We start from the raw sequence: 17,921 nt of genomic DNA, 5'->3' as shown, positions 1-17,921 counted from the left end.
TCAAAAACGATTTGTTGGCTGCATTAACCGATATTATTAAGAGCGAGTCCAACCATTGATATTTGTGGTGACGATTACGTTTTTTTATCGACAGATCGACTTAAAGTGACAGGTAAGGAATTACAAGGTTTTAGGGTAAAAAACAGGCTGAAGCGCATTAAATATAAAGCAATTTCTCACATTAAATTAGGGAGAAAAAATGTGCAGGAACCATAAGATTTTTAGTAAATTGAGTGAGGTTAAGTCAGAGTTGTGACAAATATAAGCACTTCACTATCTGAACTCTCGCTATCACCAACACAGCTTGTATCCTGTTACCTCATACCTATTGATGAGTGTTAAATCATGTCTGAAATGTACACGACCTACGCAAAGCAATACGACTCTGCTGCTCGCGATAATATTTATAATGCCCTATTAGAACGCCCATCAACCATAGCCTTACTAGACGATGTTCAAGGGCTCGACATTGTCGACCTTGGCTGTGGCTCAGGTATTTACGCACAATGGTTTATTGACCAAGGTGCAAACAAAGTCACGTGCACCGATCTATCTCAAGATATGGTCGACCTAGTGAACGGAAAACAGATCCCCAATGTGACCGCATACGCGCAAGATGCTGCGCTTGGTTTACCTAAAGAAGCTGATAACAGCGCTGATGTCATCGTGTGCCCATTAGTACTGCATTATATTGAAGATCTAAAACCTGTCTTTGATGACATTTATCGCGTTCTAAAACCGGGCGGCTACATCGTGTTTTCCACTCACCACCCATTTGCGGATTTCGAGTGCACCCTTTCAGGTAACTACTTTGAGCGCGAATTCATTCAAGAAGAGTGGAACACGGTCGACACACCCGTTCAGGTAAGCTTCTACCGCCGTTCATTAACCGAGCTTTGCCAAGCTGTCAGCCAATCTGGCTTGCTGATTTCACAAATCACTGAAGGGACAATCGACGAGAAGGCCAAGGCCATCTCTGAAGAAACGTACGAGCGCCTATCGAAAAACGTTAACTTCATCTTTATGCGTTGCGAAAAAGTGTCTACCTAGCCCGCAAGTAAATCGCGTGTGTCTTTGATTGCGTCAAAGGCACTTTTTATCTTCCTAACCATCTCAACTCAGCACCCGCTCAACTGAACAAAAAATAAACTTTTCTCGTCCATACCTTGTATTCGATTCGATCTTCTTGTAATTTTAACTGACCAACCAATCGGTCAGCTTTCGAATTTAGGGGATACTATGAGCCATAATCTAGACCTTGAACCAAACACGTCGAGCACCAACGACATGGATCAAATGTTCAACCGACAAAAAGATCACTACCGCAATAATGTTAACCCTACGCTTGAGCAGAGAAGAAAAGATCTCTCAGTACTAAAAGCGTTGTTAATACGCTATCAAGAGCAGTTGATTGAGGCAGTATCTGAAGATTATGGCCATCGAGCAAAGCACGACAGCTTGATTGCTGATATCACCCCTTCTCTTCACCAGATCAATTACAGCGTGAAGAACCTTAAGAAGTGGTTGAAGCCATCACGCCGTAAAGCTGGTTTGATGCTAACGCCAGCAAAGATCACGGTTCATTATCAACCTGTGGGCGTTGTGGGCATCATTGTTCCATGGAACTTCCCAGTCATGCTCTCTTTAGGGCCTCTGATCACAGCGTTAGCAGCGGGCAACACGGCGATGCTCAAGATGTCGGAGTTTACTCCAGCGACCAACCGAGTTTTAAAAGCGATGTTGGCCGAAGGCTTTAGTGAAGATCAGGTTGCGATTATCGAAGGTGAAGCTGACGTTTCCGCTAAATTTAGCCAACTGCCGTTTGACCATATCCTTTTCACAGGCTCAACCGCTGTGGGTAAACACGTTATGAGAGCAGCGGCTAACAACTTAACACCAGTTACCTTGGAATTAGGCGGCAAATCTCCAACCATCATTGCCCCTGACTTTGATGTGGCGGACGCTGTTGAACGTATCCTATTTGCCAAGAGCTTAAACGCTGGCCAAATATGTGTAGCGCCTGATTACATCTTATTGCCGCGAGAAAAAACGGACGAGTTCATCACAGCTTATAAGCGTTATTTCAAGAAGCTTTATAAAGCCGGTATTGAGAGCAAAGACTTAACCTCAGTGATCAACATGCGCCAATACAATCGCTTGAAAGGTGTCATTGAAGACGCACAAGCCAAAGGCGCGGTTATTCACACGGTAACCGAACAAGCACAGGACGATGTAAACCACAGAATGACGCCGCACCTTCTCACCGAAGTGAACGATGAGATGCTCGCGATGCAAGAAGAGCTGTTTGGTCCTGTTCTGCCTATCGTGCCTTATGATTCCATCGAAGAAGCAATCAGCTACATCACAGAGAGAGAACGCCCACTGGCTCTGTACTTAATGAGCCATAATAAAGAAACCCAAGACAAGTTTTTATCAGACACGCACTCTGGCGGCGTATGTATTAATGATTCTTTGGTGCATGTGGTTGCAGAAGACGCGCCGTTCGGTGGCATTGGCCCTTCAGGCATGGGACACTATCACGGCATTGAAGGCGTCAAGACCTTTAGCCATGCCAAAACCGTTCTAAGCAGAGGAAAAATCAACTTCACCAAGTTAATGCATCCTCCTTACAACAACCCAATCAAGAAACTGATGTTCAAAGTACTCAATAGATGATCACCAAAAGACAAAAAATCCTAGATGCTGCACTCCTGCTTTTCTCTCAACAAGGGCTAGAGGGCACATCTACCGGACAAATAGCGAAAACAGCCGGCGTGGCAAAAGCGACGTTGTTTCACCACTTCGAGAACAAATCTCTATTGATTGATGAGCTATTTCGCGAGCTGAAGCTAGAGCTATTCTCGACCCTTCAACCGCACACTGATGTGGCAGTAGAAGATCGCTACCAAGCCTTTAAGTTCATGTGGAGCACAGGGATTGAATGGGCATTAGAAAATCCGGTTGCGATGAAGTTCTTTACCAATGTTCATTTCGACCCAACGACTCAAACTCGTGAAGTCATTGTTTCGCAGATGTTTGCGTCACTCGATGACATCATTTTGAAAGGACAGCAAGCCGAAGAGTTGATGGTGTTAGACATTAATCTCGTGAGACACTTCATCCATAGCCACTTTTTGATCTGTGCGAACTGGCTTATTGATCAACAAGAGCCGCAGCCAGAGCAGTCAGAAAAGTACATCAACGACAGTTTTGATATGTGCTGGCGTGCTATTGGTGGTCAAGCTCAGTCGTCCTGTTAGCTAGATTATCAGCAAGCTATAAGTTAAATAGCCTGCCATTTAGCAGTGTCAGGTTTCATCTGACCCGTCCTGATATGGGTTGACACTTGATTGACTAAAACGCTCGATGTACTTCATCGGGCGTTTTGTATTTTAGAGCTGTGTGAGGCCTATATTCATTATAGATTTTTACTGATTCAGCGACCATTTTCTTTGCTTCATCTAAATCATTAGGCTTATTCAACAGATACTCCATCTTCAGTATTCCGTTGATCCTCTCTGCCAACGCATTCTGATAACAGTCATAGCCATCAGTCATTGAGCAAGATACACCATACTGTCGATGCAACTCTTGGTATTCAACAGAGCAGTACTGAACACCTCTATCTGAGTGATGGACAAGCTCACCTGTATTCTTCCGCCCTTTCAACGCGTTTAAAAAGGCCTGCTTGACCGTGCGAGCTTTCATATCATCACTTATGTGATAGCCCACGATTTTTCTTGAGTAAGCGTCCGTCACTAAACTGAGATAAGTACTACCACGCCGCGTTGCTAGATAAGTAATATCGGCAACCCATAATTGCTCTGGTCTTTCCGGGATTAAGCCTTCCTTAATTCGATTTGGATGGCAGTAAAAGCGATGATTACTGTTTGTAGTTCGATGATAAGCCCTTCGATTCTGTACTAATAATCGATTCATTCTCAGCAGAGAGAATAAGCGGTCTCGCCCGATTTCAATATCGTTCTGAGCAAGTAAATACTTGATCTTACGAGTCCCTATACGAGGGTGCATCATCCTTTGCTCCTTCACAAAACCGAGTACGGATTCATCTTTCTTTGTCTGATGAATTTCTGCAACACAGCGCTTGTAGAAAGCTTGTCGTGTAATACCTATGAAGTGGCAAGCTTTAGTGACGGTCAATCTTCTGACCGTTTTTTCCTTAATAACTCGGCCTTGCGCTTCTTTGAGATTCGGACTCCGAAATCTCGATCCATGACTTTTACAACCGCTTCAAAGAACTCAGCTTTGAGCTGAGTTTCTTCTAATTGCTGCTCGAGTTCTTTGATTCGTTGCTCTGGGGTTTGAGTTGAGGAAGAGTTTGACATAGTCGCTCCTAACGCTCTCGATTGTTCTATTCCTTTAGACCAATCTAGTTGACCATGTTTGCGAAGCCAAACTAAAACGGTAGAGCGACCTTGGATCCCATAACGTTCTTGAGCTTGCTTATAAGTCATTTCGCCTTTTTCAACTTGGCTTACGACTGCCAATTTAAAGGCAAGAGAATAATCTCGTTGAGTACGTCTACTTGTTGTTTTCATGACACTCTCCAATTTCATGTTGGAAATGTGTCAACCATATTTAGGACGGTACAATCGAATCAATAAAAGCGTCTCATCGGCGCTTTTATTATTTGGGTACATTTTAATCACTTCACCCTGTTGACTTTCTAAGCCCGTATTCAGTACCATTCCACCATCATTTCAAAAGAGAATAACGCCATAATGAAGTACTAACATCCTGACATCCGATTTATTTTTTAAAAATCATTTGGACACTCGGGGTTAGTGGGCGTTACTTCGTCATCTATTTTCGCGACAAATCAAGCTCTTAAAGATCCGTTTTTTGACAAGCTACATCTTTAAGATCAGCACCTTAAAGACAGAAATCAGATCAGCACTCTATTTCCTATCTTTGATTGGTACGCTACCTAAGTAACGTCTTTGGCGATCTATACATAGAATTCTGTGTAGGGTTCTATATAGAAAAAGCGCCTCACCCCTTTTACTCGTTTACACGTAAAGGGAGGTATTTCTATGCCTACTATATTAGCCAATAATCTCTCATTCCAACTCGATACTGGTGAGTGGTTATTCAAAGAGATCACCTTTAATTTGAGCACTCGCCTCACCGGCCTAGTCGGAAGAAATGGGGCTGGAAAATCATTGTTGCTTTCATTGCTCGTTGGACAAATACAGCCCACAACAGGCAGTGTTTCGCGCCAAGGTTCAATCGGCTTTTACTCTCAGTTACCATCAAAGCTACTGGATGTCAACATCACCATCGCTGACTTCTTAGGGCTCACCGAAAAGTTGGAAGCATTAAGCGCCATAGAACAAGGTAGCTGTGAATTGCAGCACTTCAATATCATTGGCGATGATTGGGATCTAGAGACACGTACCCAGCAGTTGCTAGGTGCATTAAAGATCACTAGTGATTTGAACACGCCCTGTTGCTCTTTGAGTGGTGGACAACTCGCCTTGCTACAGCTTCATCAGCTGTTCGTATCAAATAACGACATACTGATCCTCGATGAGCCTTCGAACCATTTGGATAACGATGGACGCAATTGGCTACTAGAACAATGCCAGTTGTTTGAAGGTAAGGTACTTGTCGTCAGCCATGATCGAAGCTTATTGAGACAAATGGAGGGGATCTACCACCTCAACAGCTTGGGTGTGCGTTTCTATAAAGGAAATTATGATGATTACTTCAAACAAGTGTCTAGCCAAAGCGAAGCGCTAGAGAAACAGATTGCGCATCATAAGTCTGAAAAGAAACGACTCGAGCGTCAAGCTCAAGCCAACAAGGAAAAGGCACAGCAGCGAGAATCTCAGGGAAACCGACTCAGAAAGTCAGGTAGCCAACCCAAGATCTTATTGGATGCGATGAAAGATAAAGCAGGACAAAGCCAAGCCGCGTCTGCGACAAGCCAAAGGAATCTCATTGACCAAAACCAACATAAACTTCAGTCGCTTAAAGAACAAAAGGAACGGCTGAAACCACAAGCTTTGTATCTACAACAAAGTAAAAGCAGTAAAAAGAGCTCTTTGTTAACCGTTGAAAACTGCCGCCTTATTTACGGCTCTGGTGCGCCAATCAGTTTCTCTTTATCACAAGGGGAACGGTGTTATCTAACCGGTGCTAACGGGTGTGGAAAGTCGACACTGTTAAAAGCGATTCACGGTCAACACGCCAATTATAAAGGCTCGATTAAGCGCTTGGGGGCGACCGTCTATTTAGATCAACACTTTGGACTGTTAGACACCAACGATACGATGTTCGATAGCTTAATGACGCACAGCTTTGGATTAGCAGAGAGCGACGCGCGAACCCTGCTAGCGGGAATTGGATTCAGGCGAGACTCGGTATATCGAAAAGTCGATCACCTCAGTGGTGGCGAGAAAATGAAGTTGGCGATGTTGATCGTCAGCCATAAACAGAATGCCCCACTTCTTCTACTTGATGAACCAGACAATCACTTGGACATAGACTCAAAGCAAATATTGGCTTCGGCTCTGCGTGAATACCAGGGTGCATTCATCTTGGTCAGTCATGATAGCGACTTTGTTGAGGAGGTCGGCGTTAGCCAAAACCATATACAGCTTTAACCTTCGTAAATTCGTTCACTTAGTTTAGTTGGGCGAGTATTCTTCCGGATACTCGCCTTTCTCGGTTGAGACAAGTAAACTACGCGCCTCGAACATCTATTCATAAGGCTAAGGTTTGCATACTCTAGAACAATTAAAATCAGGGCAACTTAAAGGTATTAAGCGCTTAAAACTATCAGAAGGTCTCACCGAGTTTCCTCTAGAAATCATAGAGCTTGCAGATTCTCTTGAGATCCTAGACCTTTCAGGTAATCAGCTGTCAGACCTACCAGCCGAGTTATCACAGCTAACTAACCTGCGTATTATCTTCGCGTCGAATAACCTGTTTACGCACCTGCCTGATGTTCTGGGGTCACTTCCTAAGCTCGAAATGGTTGGCTTCAAAACCAACCAAATCAAAACCGTTAGCGAGCAGTCTCTGCCGACTCAACTACGTTGGTTAATCCTGACCGACAATGAGATTGATATTCTGCCAAGCTCACTAGGTGAAAGACCACGACTACAGAAACTGGCATTGGCGGGTAACAAGATTCGCGTGTTACCAGAAAGCATGGAAAACCTATCCAACCTTGAACTGGTTCGCCTGTCTGCAAACCAACTGACTGAGTTCCCTGAATTCCTTATTAAGCTACCTAAACTGGCTTGGCTAGCCTTTGCGGGTAACCCGTTTTGCAAACACCCTAGCAGCTTAGATAGCGTGCCTACTGTAAGCTCGCAATGCTACTCACTGAATCAAGTACTTGGTCAGGGGGCGTCTGGCGTAATTTCACATGCTAACTGGGTGAACGGTGATTTTGATTTCCCACAGGAAGTCGCTGTAAAAGTATTTAAAGGTGAAGTAACAAGCGACGGTTACCCACACGATGAGCTCGAAGCGTGTTTGCAGGCTGGTCATCATAGCAACCTAGTGAAGTCGATAGCTCAAGTCGATGAACCAAACTATCTCGCATTAGTGATGGAGCTTATCCCAAGCAGCTATTACAACCTAGGTTTACCTCCTACTCTTGAAAGCTGTACTCGCGATACGTTCAATGAAGGCTTCGAGCTTTCAATTGCTCAGATTAATAGCATTACCGAACAGATGGTTGATGTGTTTGAACACCTTCATGCCAACAAGGTCTGTCATGGTGATCTATACGCTCACAACACTTTGGTTAATGAACAAGGTCAGATGATCTTTGGCGACTTTGGAGCGGCAACTATCTACGGCTACCTAACTGAAGAGCAGCAACAAGGCATTCGTCGTATCGAAGCTCGCGCATTAAAGTACTTTATTGAAGACCTACTGACGATTTGTGCAAAGCAAGATCAAGACAGCGAGCTTTATAGTCAACTAGCGAACTTCGAAGCTTAATAGCTTAATAGCTTAATAGCTTAATAGCTTAATAGCGGGTTGATTAGAAGTAATCGGTCGAATTGAAAACAACAAAGCCAACATCACTGTTGGCTTTGTTATTCTTGGAACATCACTGATTTTCAGGGCAAGCAAGGTCGGCTAAAAGGGATTAACGCTCAGCCTGCACCAATTTCAAATACGAGTGCAGCTCATCATTTTTATATTCCACCGCAGAGTGAATATTTATATCAGCACGAGCCACAACAGCAAACTGGTAGCGATTCTCACCCTTCAGAATCTCGACGTGTAACAAACCATCTTTTAGTTGCCACTGCCCTGTTGTTTCAAATCGGTCGAACAAACGATATTCAATCAAAGAACCGTCAGCATTGAAGTGCACTTCAGTGATGTAACCGCCGGGGCAGCTCTTCACCCAAACTCGATTCTCGATATCACTGACCGTAAAGTTACGCTTTGTGTCACGCCACGCTAGAAAGCCTTCGCTATCATAAAGAGCAATGTCGAGATCAGTTCTAGAGATTAACGGCTGCTCATTTTGCTCACGACAATAAAGTTGAAGCAGAATTTGCTGAACTGTTTCGCTCTGTAATTCACTCATTGTGACTTCCCTTTCTCATTGCTCTGCGTTAGACGCAGTATTGATCAACCAATTCTATTTAAAGCGGGCTACACAAGTTCGTAAGAAACCACATACAGTTGAGATATACCCGGATAGATATCTTGAATCACGTCTTTCAGTACTTGCAGCGTCATGTTCTCTTGTTGAGCATGGAACTCACCTAAGTCATCAAACAAAATTGGCTCAACGCTGATGATCTTAAGGTTACAGAACACACGCCCTTGCTCTAGCGTCGATACTTCCACAACACTGCCTGGCTGGTAGTCACGCTCAGATTCATCGCGAATAGTAATCGTCTTCTTGCCAGAAAGGATGTCAGTTTCAAAACGTTCGAAGAACGTCATAGTGGTCGGTGCGGTCATTTATCTCGGTCGCTTAACATTTAAAGGTTAGGTAGATGTTTATATACCAGAATGCGTGTTCAAGCGAATAAAAATTAGGTGCGAGATGCGAGATGCGAGATGCGAGATGCGAGATGCGAGATGCGAGATGCGAGATGCGAGATGCGAGATGCGAGATGCGAGATGCGAGAGAATATGGCAAAGCTAAATTACAGGCAATAAAAAAGGAGAACCGAAGTTCTCCTTTTCTTAAACCTTTAAGCTAACTCTAAATTATAGAGATGCTTTCGCTTTTTCAACTAGAACAGCAAATGCTGCTTTGTCGAATACTGCGATGTCAGCAAGAATCTTACGGTCGATCTCGATAGATGCTTTCTTAAGGCCATTGATGAAACGGCTGTAAGATAGACCATTTTGACGAGATGCCGCGTTGATACGTGCAATCCAAAGTTGACGGAATTGACGTTTCTTGTTGCGACGGTCACGGTAAGCGTATTGACCAGCTTTGGTAACTGCTTGGAAAGCTACGCGGTAAACACGTGAACGTGCTCCGTAGTAACCTTTAGCTTGTTTTAGAACTTTCTTATGACGTGCACGAGCTTGTACACCACGTTTTACGCGAGGCATTATGCTTCTCCTAAACTAAACGAATTTATAAACTAAAAAGAATTAAGCGTATGGCATCATACGTAGAACTTGAGCAACTTCACATTTAGGAAGGATCGAGTTCGGACGTAGCTGACGCTTGTTCTTAGTAGTACGCTTAGTCAGGATGTGACGTTTACCAGCGTGCTTAAACTTAATACCACCAGCAGTTTTCTGGAAACGCTTAGCAGCACCTTTGTTGGTTTTCATCTTAGGCATGATGAATAACTCCGCATTGTTGAGTTGTTAATAACATAGTAATTAGGGCGAATAAAACCCCGCAACCTGAGGCTGCAGGGTTCAATTACTTGCAAAGCCGTTAATTACTTCTTTTTAGGGGCCAACACCATGATCATCTGGCGACCTTCAATTCTCGTTGGGAAAGATTCGACAACTGCAAATTCTTCAGTATCCGCTTTCAAACGATTAAGAACGTCAACACCGATTTCTTGGTGAGCCATTTCGCGGCCACGGAAGCGAATTGTTACCTTCACTTTGTTGCCGTCTTCTAGGAAACCAGTCAGGTTGCGTAGTTTTACCTGATAGTCTCCAATATCAGTTCCAGGTCGGAATTTAATTTCCTTGATCTGAACCTGCTTTTGCTTCTTCTTCTGCTCTTTCGCAGCTTTGCTCTTCTCGAAGAGGAACTTACCGTAGTCCATCACACGACAAACTGGCGGCTCGGCGTTAGGGCTGATCTCTACAAGATCCATACCAGCTTCATTTGCAGCTTCCATCGCTTCAGCGATTGATACTACACCAACAGCTTCGCCGTCTGCGCCAGTTAGACGCACTTCACGAACGCCACGAATGTCACCGTTTAAACGGTGCTGGTTTTGTTTGGCCGGTTGTTGGCCACGTCTTCCGCCTTTAATAGCTATTCCTCCAGATTGAGCTTACGGCTTGAAACCTCGGCTTGGATGTATGAAATAAAGTCATCCACTTTAAATTTGCCAAGGTCCTTACCTTTACGTGTACGTACTGCAATTTCGCCGGCTTCCATTTCTTGGTCACCACACACAAGCATGAACGGTACACGTTTCAAAGTATGTTCGCGGATTTTAAAGCCAATCTTCTCATTTCTCAAGTCTGCTTTGACTCTAAATCCACTTTTTTGCAGTTTTTTCGTAATTTCTTGTACATATTCAGACTGTTTGTCTGTAATGCCCATTACAACTGCTTGTTCTGGCGCCAACCACGTTGGGAAGAAGCCAGCGTATTCTTCAATAAGAATACCGATGAAGCGTTCTAGTGAACCTAAAATCGCGCGGTGGATCATAACTGGCGTGTGACGCTCGTTATCTTCACCTACGTAAGTAGCACCTAAACGTTCTGGTAATGCAAAATCGAGCTGCACTGTACCACATTGCCAAGCGCGGTCCAAACAATCATGCAAAGTAAATTCAATCTTAGGTCCGTAGAACGCACCCTCGCCTTCTTGAATCTCGTATGCAATGTCCATTGCCTCTAGCGCTTGCTTAAGGTCAGCCTCTGCACGGTCCCACATTTCGTCTGAACCTACACGCTGTTCTGGACGAGTAGATAGCTTAACAACGATGCTTTCGAAGCCGAAAGTTGTGTAAGTATCGTAAACCATTTCAATACAAGCTTTAACTTCTTGTTGAACTTGGTCTTCAGTACAGAATACGTGAGCATCATCTTGAGTGAAGCCACGAACACGCATAATGCCGTGAAGTGCGCCAGACGGCTCGTTACGGTGACATGAGCCGAACTCAGCCATACGTAGCGGTAGATCACGGTAAGATTTCAAACCTTGGTTGAAGATTTGAACGTGACCAGGACAGTTCATTGGCTTGATAGCGTATTCACGGTTCTCTGAAGAAGTAGTGAACATCGCTTCAGCGTACTTATCCCAGTGACCAGAGCGTTCCCAAAGAACACGGTCCATCATTAATGGGCCTTTAACTTCTTGGTAATCGTACTCAGTCAGTTTTTGACGAATAAATACTTCTAGCTCACGGAAGATAGTCCAACCGTTGTGGTGCCAGAACACCATGCCTGGTGCTTCTTGCTGCATGTGGAATAGGTCAAGCGCTTTACCGATTTTACGGTGGTCACGTTTAGCCGCTTCTTCTAGACGCACAAGGTGAGCTTTAAGCGCCTTCTTGTCGTGGAATGCAGTACCGTAGATACGTTGAAGCATCTTGTTGTCACTGTTACCACGCCAGTAAGCACCCGCAACGTTAAGTAGAGTGAAGTGTTGACAGAAGCTCATGTTAGGCACGTGTGGACCACGACACATATCGATATATTCTTCGTGATGGTACAGGCCTGGACGATCGTCTTTAGAAACGTTCTCGTCCAAGATTTCAATCTTGTAAGTCTCGCCGCGAGCTTCGAATGCGTCGCGCGCTTCCTGCCAGCTAACTTTCTTCTTAACAACCTGGTACTTGGTCTTCGCTAGCTCTTTCATGCGCTTTTCGATCTTTTCTAGATCTTCTTGCGTTAGAGAATGCTCAAGGTCGATATCGTAGTAGAAACCGTTATCGATAGTAGGACCGATCGCCATTTTCGCTTCTGGAAAAAGCTGCTTAACCGCGTGGCCTAAAAGGTGAGCACAAGAGTGACGAACGATCTCAAGGCCATCAACTTCATCTTTAGCTGTGATGATTTCTAGGCTTGCATCGTTTTCGATAAGATCACAAGCATCAACACGCTCGCCGTCTACACGACCAGCAATGGTTGCTTTCGCAAGACCAGGACCGATTGATAGGGCAACATCTAGAGTTGATACAGGGTTGTCAAATTGACGCTGACTACCGTCAGGAAGAGTAATAATTGGCATTATTTGTCCTTTACAGTGGTGTTGCACACCAAGCAACACATGAAAATGTTTAATATATGTCTTTCAATCAACGGGTACGCTGATTGGGGATATATGCATAATAAATATACCCACATAGAAGCAAATACAGATGCCCCACTTGTGAGTAGCCGAACATTGTAACGAAATTATATGAAATGACAATGACAGAGCGAACCCGCAAGCTCTCCAACGGCTTCGTTTGGTGAGGTTAACCATGCTGTGGTGACTTACCTGCTCTTCTAATCCTCTTTAATTACCAAGCTGCATCAACTAAACAACTGCACCCTCCTGTTCCGAATTCGCTCATCCAACTTATCTCTTACAAACTAGTTATTTAGAACTAAGCTATATAGAAGCAACGGAATGCAGATGAGGTGCATATGGAGAAACGGGCTACTTGTATATCGCTCATACGACCTTTACCGCTAATAATAGCCGCCATGTTTTCTGCGCCAAACGCATGGGCCAACAAAGATTACGGCCCCTTAATCAGTTATACCCAAGCACCACTGCAGTCGGTTCGCCTCACCCCGTCGCTCCGTTCAGGCTTCCCTCTTGAAGAGAATAAGGTTGAAGTATTTACAGCCTTAACTGCCGCGAGTATCTGGGCCCACTCTCACGACTATCACTTAGACTATTATCAAAACCAACTTCAAACAGGCCTACGATGGCAATTGACCAAAGCATGGCAAGTTGAACTCAATTACCGCTGGTTATACGCCGCCAATAATCATCTCGACAAAATTACCATTAACTTTCACGACCTATTTAGCATCGACCAAGCGGGTCGAGATCAGAAAGACAGACACCAATTCGACATCTATGCACCAGACCATGGCGTCAATAATCGAGACTTCTCCGGCGACACATTAACTAGCGCTTTCACGCTCTACACCCAATATCAGATCATAGATATAGAAAACCACGGCTTATCTTTTGGCGTCTCGCTTTATCATAACAACGTCAGCCACGGTGCATTTAAGGGAAACAGCACCGAACAAAGCGCTCAACTCAACTATGCATACCAACTCGACATCAATACCTTCTATACCAGCTTAGGGTTAGCGAATCAGTCTAGTAGAGAAGCGGAGAATAGCTTTTCACATAAGAAGACGACATGGTCATGGATGGGCGGCTATCAACTCACGCTATTTGAAAACCATGAGTTGCACCTTGAATACCGTTGGTATGAAGGCGCAGAAGATGGTGACACTGAGTTTTCAGAAGCCGCGAATGAAATGATGTTTGGCTATCGCTATCTGATGCAACGCTCGGCAGTTGAGATATCCATAATCGAGAACGTCTTCAATATGGACAACTCCACCGATGTTGCTTTTCAATTGGCCTATCGGCACCAGTGGTAAACCCATTTCAAGACGGGACAGATAGTAGAAACAAGAAAGCCGAACGGTTAAGTTCGGCTTTAGAAATCGTATTGTCTCTATTAATAGACAGAGCGACAGCTAACAGAGAGGTAACTACGCACTCATGATTCTTGATACAGCGTTGCGGATGTCTGAGTCGGCCGCGTTAGCTGGCAAGCTGAATGAGATGTATTGGTCGCCACGGAAGCTCATTGAGCGGTCGATTTCTGCTAGGCAGTGAACCATTGAACCTTCAACGATGAATGACAACTCGATCTCTTTGTTATTCATAAAGCCACCGCTGCGAAATTCGATCTCTTGGTAACAGCCGGAGCGAGAAGCAAAGCTGTTGCCTTTCAAGAAGCCCTTCTCGACGTCTGCTTTCACCATTGCCATGCCCGATGCTTCCACACCTTGGATAATTTTAGCGACTGTTGGCAGTGGATGAACGGAAATGAAATCACGGTCTTTAGGATCAATCGCGAAGCCGATATCTAGGTTGGTTTCAACCCACACATGGCATTGGTTCATTTGTGCGTTCAAGGCGGTGACTGGCGTTTCATCATTTAACTTAAGACGGAATGGCACCAATTTGGTTTCACCTGGTTGGATCACGAAAGGCTCAACGGCTTGAATACGACCCAGTGAAAAAGTTTCGTAGCTGGTGCTGTCTTCCGTTTCGACTTTTACTTCTGTGTTGAGAACCAAGTTAATCAGGTCGATTTGTTGCTCAACGTCGCCACCAACAATGTGAACATTGCCAGACAACTCTCCACCTTGGAAAACTTCAATATTATCTAAGACAGTATCAACTTTTGCTGCACCGATGCCCAACGAGGCCTTTAATTTCTTAAACATATTATTTCCCTTTCTAATTATCTGATTTACGAATAGTTATTGCGTGACAATTTGCGACACTTGCCTCACAGAATCAAGCAATTTGCCCCATCTATGTTGAATAAGGTCACATTGCCCGAGGAAATGTTGAAATCGTTAAAAATTCCGTTACTCTATTTGTATAGTCAAATAAGGTTTCATTATGTCGAAAGCGCCGCTCTACCTTCAGATAAAACAGTTCATAGACGACAAAATTACCAATGGTCACTGGCCGGTGGGTTATCAAATCACCACCGAACTTGAACTCACCGAGCAGTTCAATGTGAGTAGAATGACAGTCAATAAAGCCATTCGCGATCTTGTGTCTGAAGGCAAGCTCATCAGGAAGCCAAGACTGGGTACATTTGTTTGTGAACCCGATGAAAAGGCGCAATCTCCGCTGCTTGATATCAACAACATCGCGCAAGAGATCAAAGACCGTGGCCAAACGTATACTAGCCAAGTTATCAAGCACGATAGTATCAAGGCTGATGAAAGCACGGCTACGCGGTTAGGTGTGATGATTAACGCAGAGGTCTTCTATAGTGAAATCATCCACTTTGCGGACAATGCGCCGATACAATTGGAAGCGCGTTGGGTGAATTCTCAAGCCGCTCCAAAATACCTAGAGCAAGACTTTTCAACCTCTACACCCAACGAATATCTTTCAAAAAGCTGCCCGTTAAGTGCTATCGAGCACACGGTTGAAGCCATTATTCCAGACTCTCAAATCAGAACGTCACTAAAGCTATCTGAATCAGAGCCTTGCCTTCTTTTGAATAGAAGAACATGGAGCAAAGAACGCCTCATCAGCTTTGCATTGCTCTACCATCCTGGCTCTAGGTACAAATTAAGCTCCAAGATACTTCTAGATTAAAGAACATCATCCTGATCGCCGATCACATTTTTGCAACATCAACTTGATTCGGGTCAGCGTTTAGCCTATTTATTTGTATATACATTTAATGTTTAGCAAAGATCTAGGTGATTATGAATTTGATCCTCAAAAACGCACGAGTGGTCTCCATGAGTTCGGGAGCCGACGGTTATCAGCCCTCTTCCCCTCAAGATATCGTTATCGAAGACGGTAAGATCGTGTCTATCTATTGTTCAAACCACGAGGCACATGCTTCTGAGGTAGAACAACCGAGCACTGATGGCTCTGCGGATTACATCACCTATGATTGCAAGAACAAACTTGTTACCCCGGGGCTGATTGATTGCCACACACATCTCGTATTTGCAGGTAATCGCGCCAACGAGTTTGAGCAGCGTTTGAATGGTGTCTCTTACACCGACATCGCCAAACAAGGCGGCGGGATTCTTGCGACAGTCACTGCAACACGCGCAGCACAAGAATCTGAACTGGTTGAAATGGCGCTACCTAGACTCGATGGCCTACTAAGAAGTGGCGTCACCAGCATCGAAGTAAAATCGGGCTATGGTTTAACACTTGAAGATGAGCTCAAGATGCTGCGTGCAGCCAAAGCGTTAGAGAATCATCGCCGCATTAAAATCACCACCACTCTCCTTGCAGCGCATGCTGTGCCACCTGAATATAAAGAACAACCGGACAGCTATATTGATCTGGTTTGCCAAGAGATCATTCCTAAAGCTGCAGAGCAAGGGCTCGCCGATGCCGTTGACGTGTTCTGCGAATCTATCGGCTTCAACCTAGAACAAACCGAACGCGTCTTTGCAGCTGCGAAAGCACATGGGCTGGCGATTAAAGGCCACACTGAACAACTTTCGAACATGGGTGGCAGCGCACTTGCAGCAAAATACGGCGCACTCTCTGTTGACCATGTTGAATACCTTGATGAAACCGGAGTAAAAGCACTGGCGGAATCGGGCACAATTGCGACCTTATTACCCGGTGCTTTCTACTTCTTGAAAGAGACTAAACAGCCGCCTATCGCCCTACTTCGTGAACACAAGATTCCAATGGCAATAGCGACCGACTTAAACCCCGGCACTTCACCCTTTGCTGATTTAACGCTGATGATGAACATGAGCTGCACCCTGTTTGGCACGACACCTGAAGAAGCATTGCGTGGTGTAACTTGTAGCGCTGCCGCTGCCATTGGTGAGTTACAAACCAAAGGAAAAGTCGAAATCGGTTATGCCGCAGATTTAGCTATCTGGAATATCGACCACCCTGCCGATCTAAGCTATCAAGTCGGTGTTCCTCATCTGCATAAACGCATTGTTAATGGCGAGGTGTGTCATGACTCAATCTAAATCCAACGGTATCCAAGAGAACGCAACTACCGTGCATAACTTTGTGTGGACCGGACGTAATGATCTTGAAGATGGCGCACTCGGTACTCGCGTTCATCACATTACCAAGCAAGTACAAAGTAGTGACTTAAGTAACGAGCTTCCTGGCGGCGCTATCGCCTTAGTTGGCTTTGCCAGCGATGCCGGTGTTGCAAGAAATAAAGGACGCGTGGGCGCGAAACAAGCACCTAACTTGATACGCCAAGCTCTGGCGAATATGGCTTGGCACAGTGACTCACGCATCGCCGATCTCGGTGATATCGAATGCAATGACGCTCAATTAGAAGTCAGCCAAAAACAGTGTGCATCTGTGATTGCCACTGCTCTATCAACTAACAAAGTGATTACCCTTGGCGGTGGTCACGAAGTGGCTTGGGCATCTTTTCAAGGTCTCGCTGAGCACCTGAATAACATTCAATCAGAACACAATCCTAAGATCGGCATCGTTAACTTTGATGCTCACTTTGATCTTCGTGAATTTGAAAGCGAAATCGCCGATGTTAAACCGAGCTCAGGCACGCCTTTTAACCAGATAAGTAATTACTGCCACATACATCAATGGCCGTTTCATTACGCTTGTCTTGGCGTTAGCGCCGCTAGTAATACCAAAGCGCTGTTTAACAAAGCTGACCAACTGGGCGTGTGGTATGAACACGACCGCGACATGACCCAAATAAACCAAGTCGCTCAACTGGTTAAGTTGCAAAAATTCATCGCTGAGTGTGATTACCTCTATCTTACTATCGACCTCGATGTTTTCCCCGCAGCTACTGCGCCGGGCGTCAGTGCACCAGCGGCAAGAGGCGTGAGCTATGAAGCACTCGCTCCTTTTCTAGAACAGATTTTCAAACACCGTGAAAAACTCATTATCGCGGACATTGCGGAATACAACCCAGACTACGACATCGATGGCCAAACGGCTCGATTGGCGGCTCGTTTGTGTTGGGATATTGCCTCTGCAATGGCCAGCGACTAATCCAGCT

The 17,921-nt window shown here is 44.8% G+C and carries 17 protein-coding genes; 9 read left to right on the top strand and 8 right to left on the bottom strand.

Translation table 11 applies throughout. The features are described 5' to 3' along the window. Window positions 1–345 precede the first annotated feature (345 nt). The 3 genes from OCV20_RS06910 to OCV20_RS06900 all read left to right on the top strand — a co-directional run bounded on the left by OCV20_RS06910 (window position 346) and on the right by OCV20_RS06900 (window position 3,260). The gene (locus OCV20_RS06910) at window positions 346–1,050 is read left to right on the top strand and encodes a class I SAM-dependent methyltransferase (protein ID WP_086775422.1); all 705 of its coding nucleotides are present in this window, start codon (window positions 346–348) and stop codon (window positions 1,048–1,050) included. A gap of 189 nt (window positions 1,051–1,239) precedes the next feature. Next, complete coding sequence (locus tag OCV20_RS06905) at window positions 1,240–2,676, top strand: coniferyl aldehyde dehydrogenase (RefSeq protein WP_086775421.1); 1,437 nt, start codon at window positions 1,240–1,242, stop codon at window positions 2,674–2,676. Continuing rightward, a complete protein-coding gene (locus tag OCV20_RS06900) occupies window positions 2,673–3,260 on the top strand; it encodes a TetR/AcrR family transcriptional regulator (RefSeq protein WP_086775420.1) in 588 nt (195 codons plus the stop codon). Before OCV20_RS06905 ends, OCV20_RS06900 begins: the two co-directional genes overlap by 4 nt. A 94-nt stretch (window positions 3,261–3,354) precedes the next feature. Here the strand turns inward: OCV20_RS06900 and OCV20_RS06895 are convergent. Continuing rightward, a protein-coding gene (locus OCV20_RS06895) for an IS3 family transposase (protein WP_157372747.1) occupies window positions 3,355–4,559 on the bottom strand; the annotation gives its coding sequence in 2 pieces (ribosomal slippage) (window positions 3,355–4,172 and window positions 4,172–4,559; 1,206 coding nt in all). Between the two features lie 495 nt (window positions 4,560–5,054). Here OCV20_RS06895 and OCV20_RS06890 point away from each other — a divergent pair. Both OCV20_RS06890 and OCV20_RS06885 read left to right on the top strand, forming a co-directional pair. Continuing rightward, window positions 5,055–6,629, top strand: coding sequence for an ABC-F family ATP-binding cassette domain-containing protein (locus tag OCV20_RS06890; protein WP_086775865.1), 1,575 nt, complete (start codon window positions 5,055–5,057; stop codon window positions 6,627–6,629). A 115-nt stretch (window positions 6,630–6,744) separates the two neighbouring features. After that, on the top strand, window positions 6,745–7,983 hold the full coding sequence (locus OCV20_RS06885) for a leucine-rich repeat-containing protein kinase family protein (RefSeq protein ID WP_086775864.1): 1,239 nt from the start codon (window positions 6,745–6,747) through the stop codon (window positions 7,981–7,983). Between the two features lie 151 nt (window positions 7,984–8,134). Here the strand turns inward: OCV20_RS06885 and OCV20_RS06880 are convergent, their stop codons facing one another. The 6 genes from OCV20_RS06880 to thrS all read right to left on the bottom strand — a co-directional run bounded on the left by OCV20_RS06880 (window position 8,135) and on the right by thrS (window position 12,397). Next, a complete protein-coding gene (locus OCV20_RS06880; protein ID WP_086775863.1) occupies window positions 8,135–8,584 on the bottom strand; it encodes a hypothetical protein in 450 nt (149 codons plus the stop codon). 68 nt (window positions 8,585–8,652) lie between these two features. Beyond that, entirely contained in the window at window positions 8,653–8,967 is a 315-nt protein-coding gene (gene yqfB / locus OCV20_RS06875) for a N(4)-acetylcytidine aminohydrolase (protein ID WP_004733516.1), read from the bottom strand. A 252-nt stretch (window positions 8,968–9,219) separates the two neighbouring features. Then, window positions 9,220–9,573, bottom strand: a complete 354-nt coding sequence (gene rplT, locus OCV20_RS06870; protein WP_004733517.1) for a 50S ribosomal protein L20 — start codon at window positions 9,571–9,573, stop codon at window positions 9,220–9,222. 42 nt (window positions 9,574–9,615) lie between these two features. After that, window positions 9,616–9,810, bottom strand: a complete 195-nt coding sequence (rpmI, locus tag OCV20_RS06865; RefSeq protein ID WP_004738430.1) for a 50S ribosomal protein L35 — start codon at window positions 9,808–9,810, stop codon at window positions 9,616–9,618. Window positions 9,811–9,914: 104 nt separating this feature from the next. Further along, the gene (gene infC, locus OCV20_RS06860; protein WP_017063602.1) at window positions 9,915–10,385 is read right to left on the bottom strand and encodes a translation initiation factor IF-3; all 471 of its coding nucleotides are present in this window, start codon (window positions 10,383–10,385) and stop codon (window positions 9,915–9,917) included. A gap of 83 nt (window positions 10,386–10,468) precedes the next feature. Further along, window positions 10,469–12,397: a threonine--tRNA ligase gene (gene thrS / locus OCV20_RS06855; protein ID WP_016768282.1), complete on the bottom strand. Its 1,929-nt coding sequence runs from the start codon at window positions 12,395–12,397 to the stop codon at window positions 10,469–10,471. 461 nt (window positions 12,398–12,858) lie between these two features. On the opposite strand from thrS, the gene OCV20_RS06850 reads away from it, so the two are divergent. Further along, window positions 12,859–13,782 carry a DUF3187 family protein gene (locus OCV20_RS06850; protein WP_086774834.1) on the top strand — a complete coding sequence of 308 codons (924 nt, stop codon included), beginning with the start codon at window positions 12,859–12,861 and terminating at the stop codon, window positions 13,780–13,782. A 114-nt stretch (window positions 13,783–13,896) separates the two neighbouring features. On the opposite strand, the gene OCV20_RS06845 is transcribed toward OCV20_RS06850, so the two are convergent. Beyond that, window positions 13,897–14,640 carry a sporulation protein gene (locus OCV20_RS06845; protein ID WP_016789246.1) on the bottom strand — a complete coding sequence of 248 codons (744 nt, stop codon included), beginning with the start codon at window positions 14,638–14,640 and terminating at the stop codon, window positions 13,897–13,899. 181 nt (window positions 14,641–14,821) lie between these two features. Between OCV20_RS06845 and hutC the strand changes: the two genes are divergently transcribed. From hutC to hutG, 3 genes are all read left to right on the top strand, one after another. Beyond that, a complete protein-coding gene (hutC, locus tag OCV20_RS06840; RefSeq protein WP_050711984.1) occupies window positions 14,822–15,535 on the top strand; it encodes a histidine utilization repressor in 714 nt (237 codons plus the stop codon). A gap of 113 nt (window positions 15,536–15,648) precedes the next feature. Further along, complete coding sequence (gene hutI / locus OCV20_RS06835) at window positions 15,649–16,899, top strand: imidazolonepropionase (RefSeq protein WP_086774835.1); 1,251 nt, start codon at window positions 15,649–15,651, stop codon at window positions 16,897–16,899. Then, window positions 16,886–17,914 (top strand): formimidoylglutamase, encoded by a 1,029-nt coding sequence (gene hutG, locus OCV20_RS06830; RefSeq protein WP_086774836.1) that lies wholly within the window; start codon window positions 16,886–16,888, stop codon window positions 17,912–17,914. Before hutI ends, hutG begins: the two co-directional genes overlap by 14 nt. The last annotated feature ends 7 nt before the right edge of the window (window positions 17,915–17,921 follow it).

It is taken from the genome of Vibrio coralliirubri (assembly GCF_024347375.1).
GTDB classification, from domain to species: domain Bacteria; phylum Pseudomonadota; class Gammaproteobacteria; order Enterobacterales; family Vibrionaceae; genus Vibrio; species Vibrio coralliirubri.
This window is presented reverse-complemented; position numbering and strand designations above follow the sequence as displayed.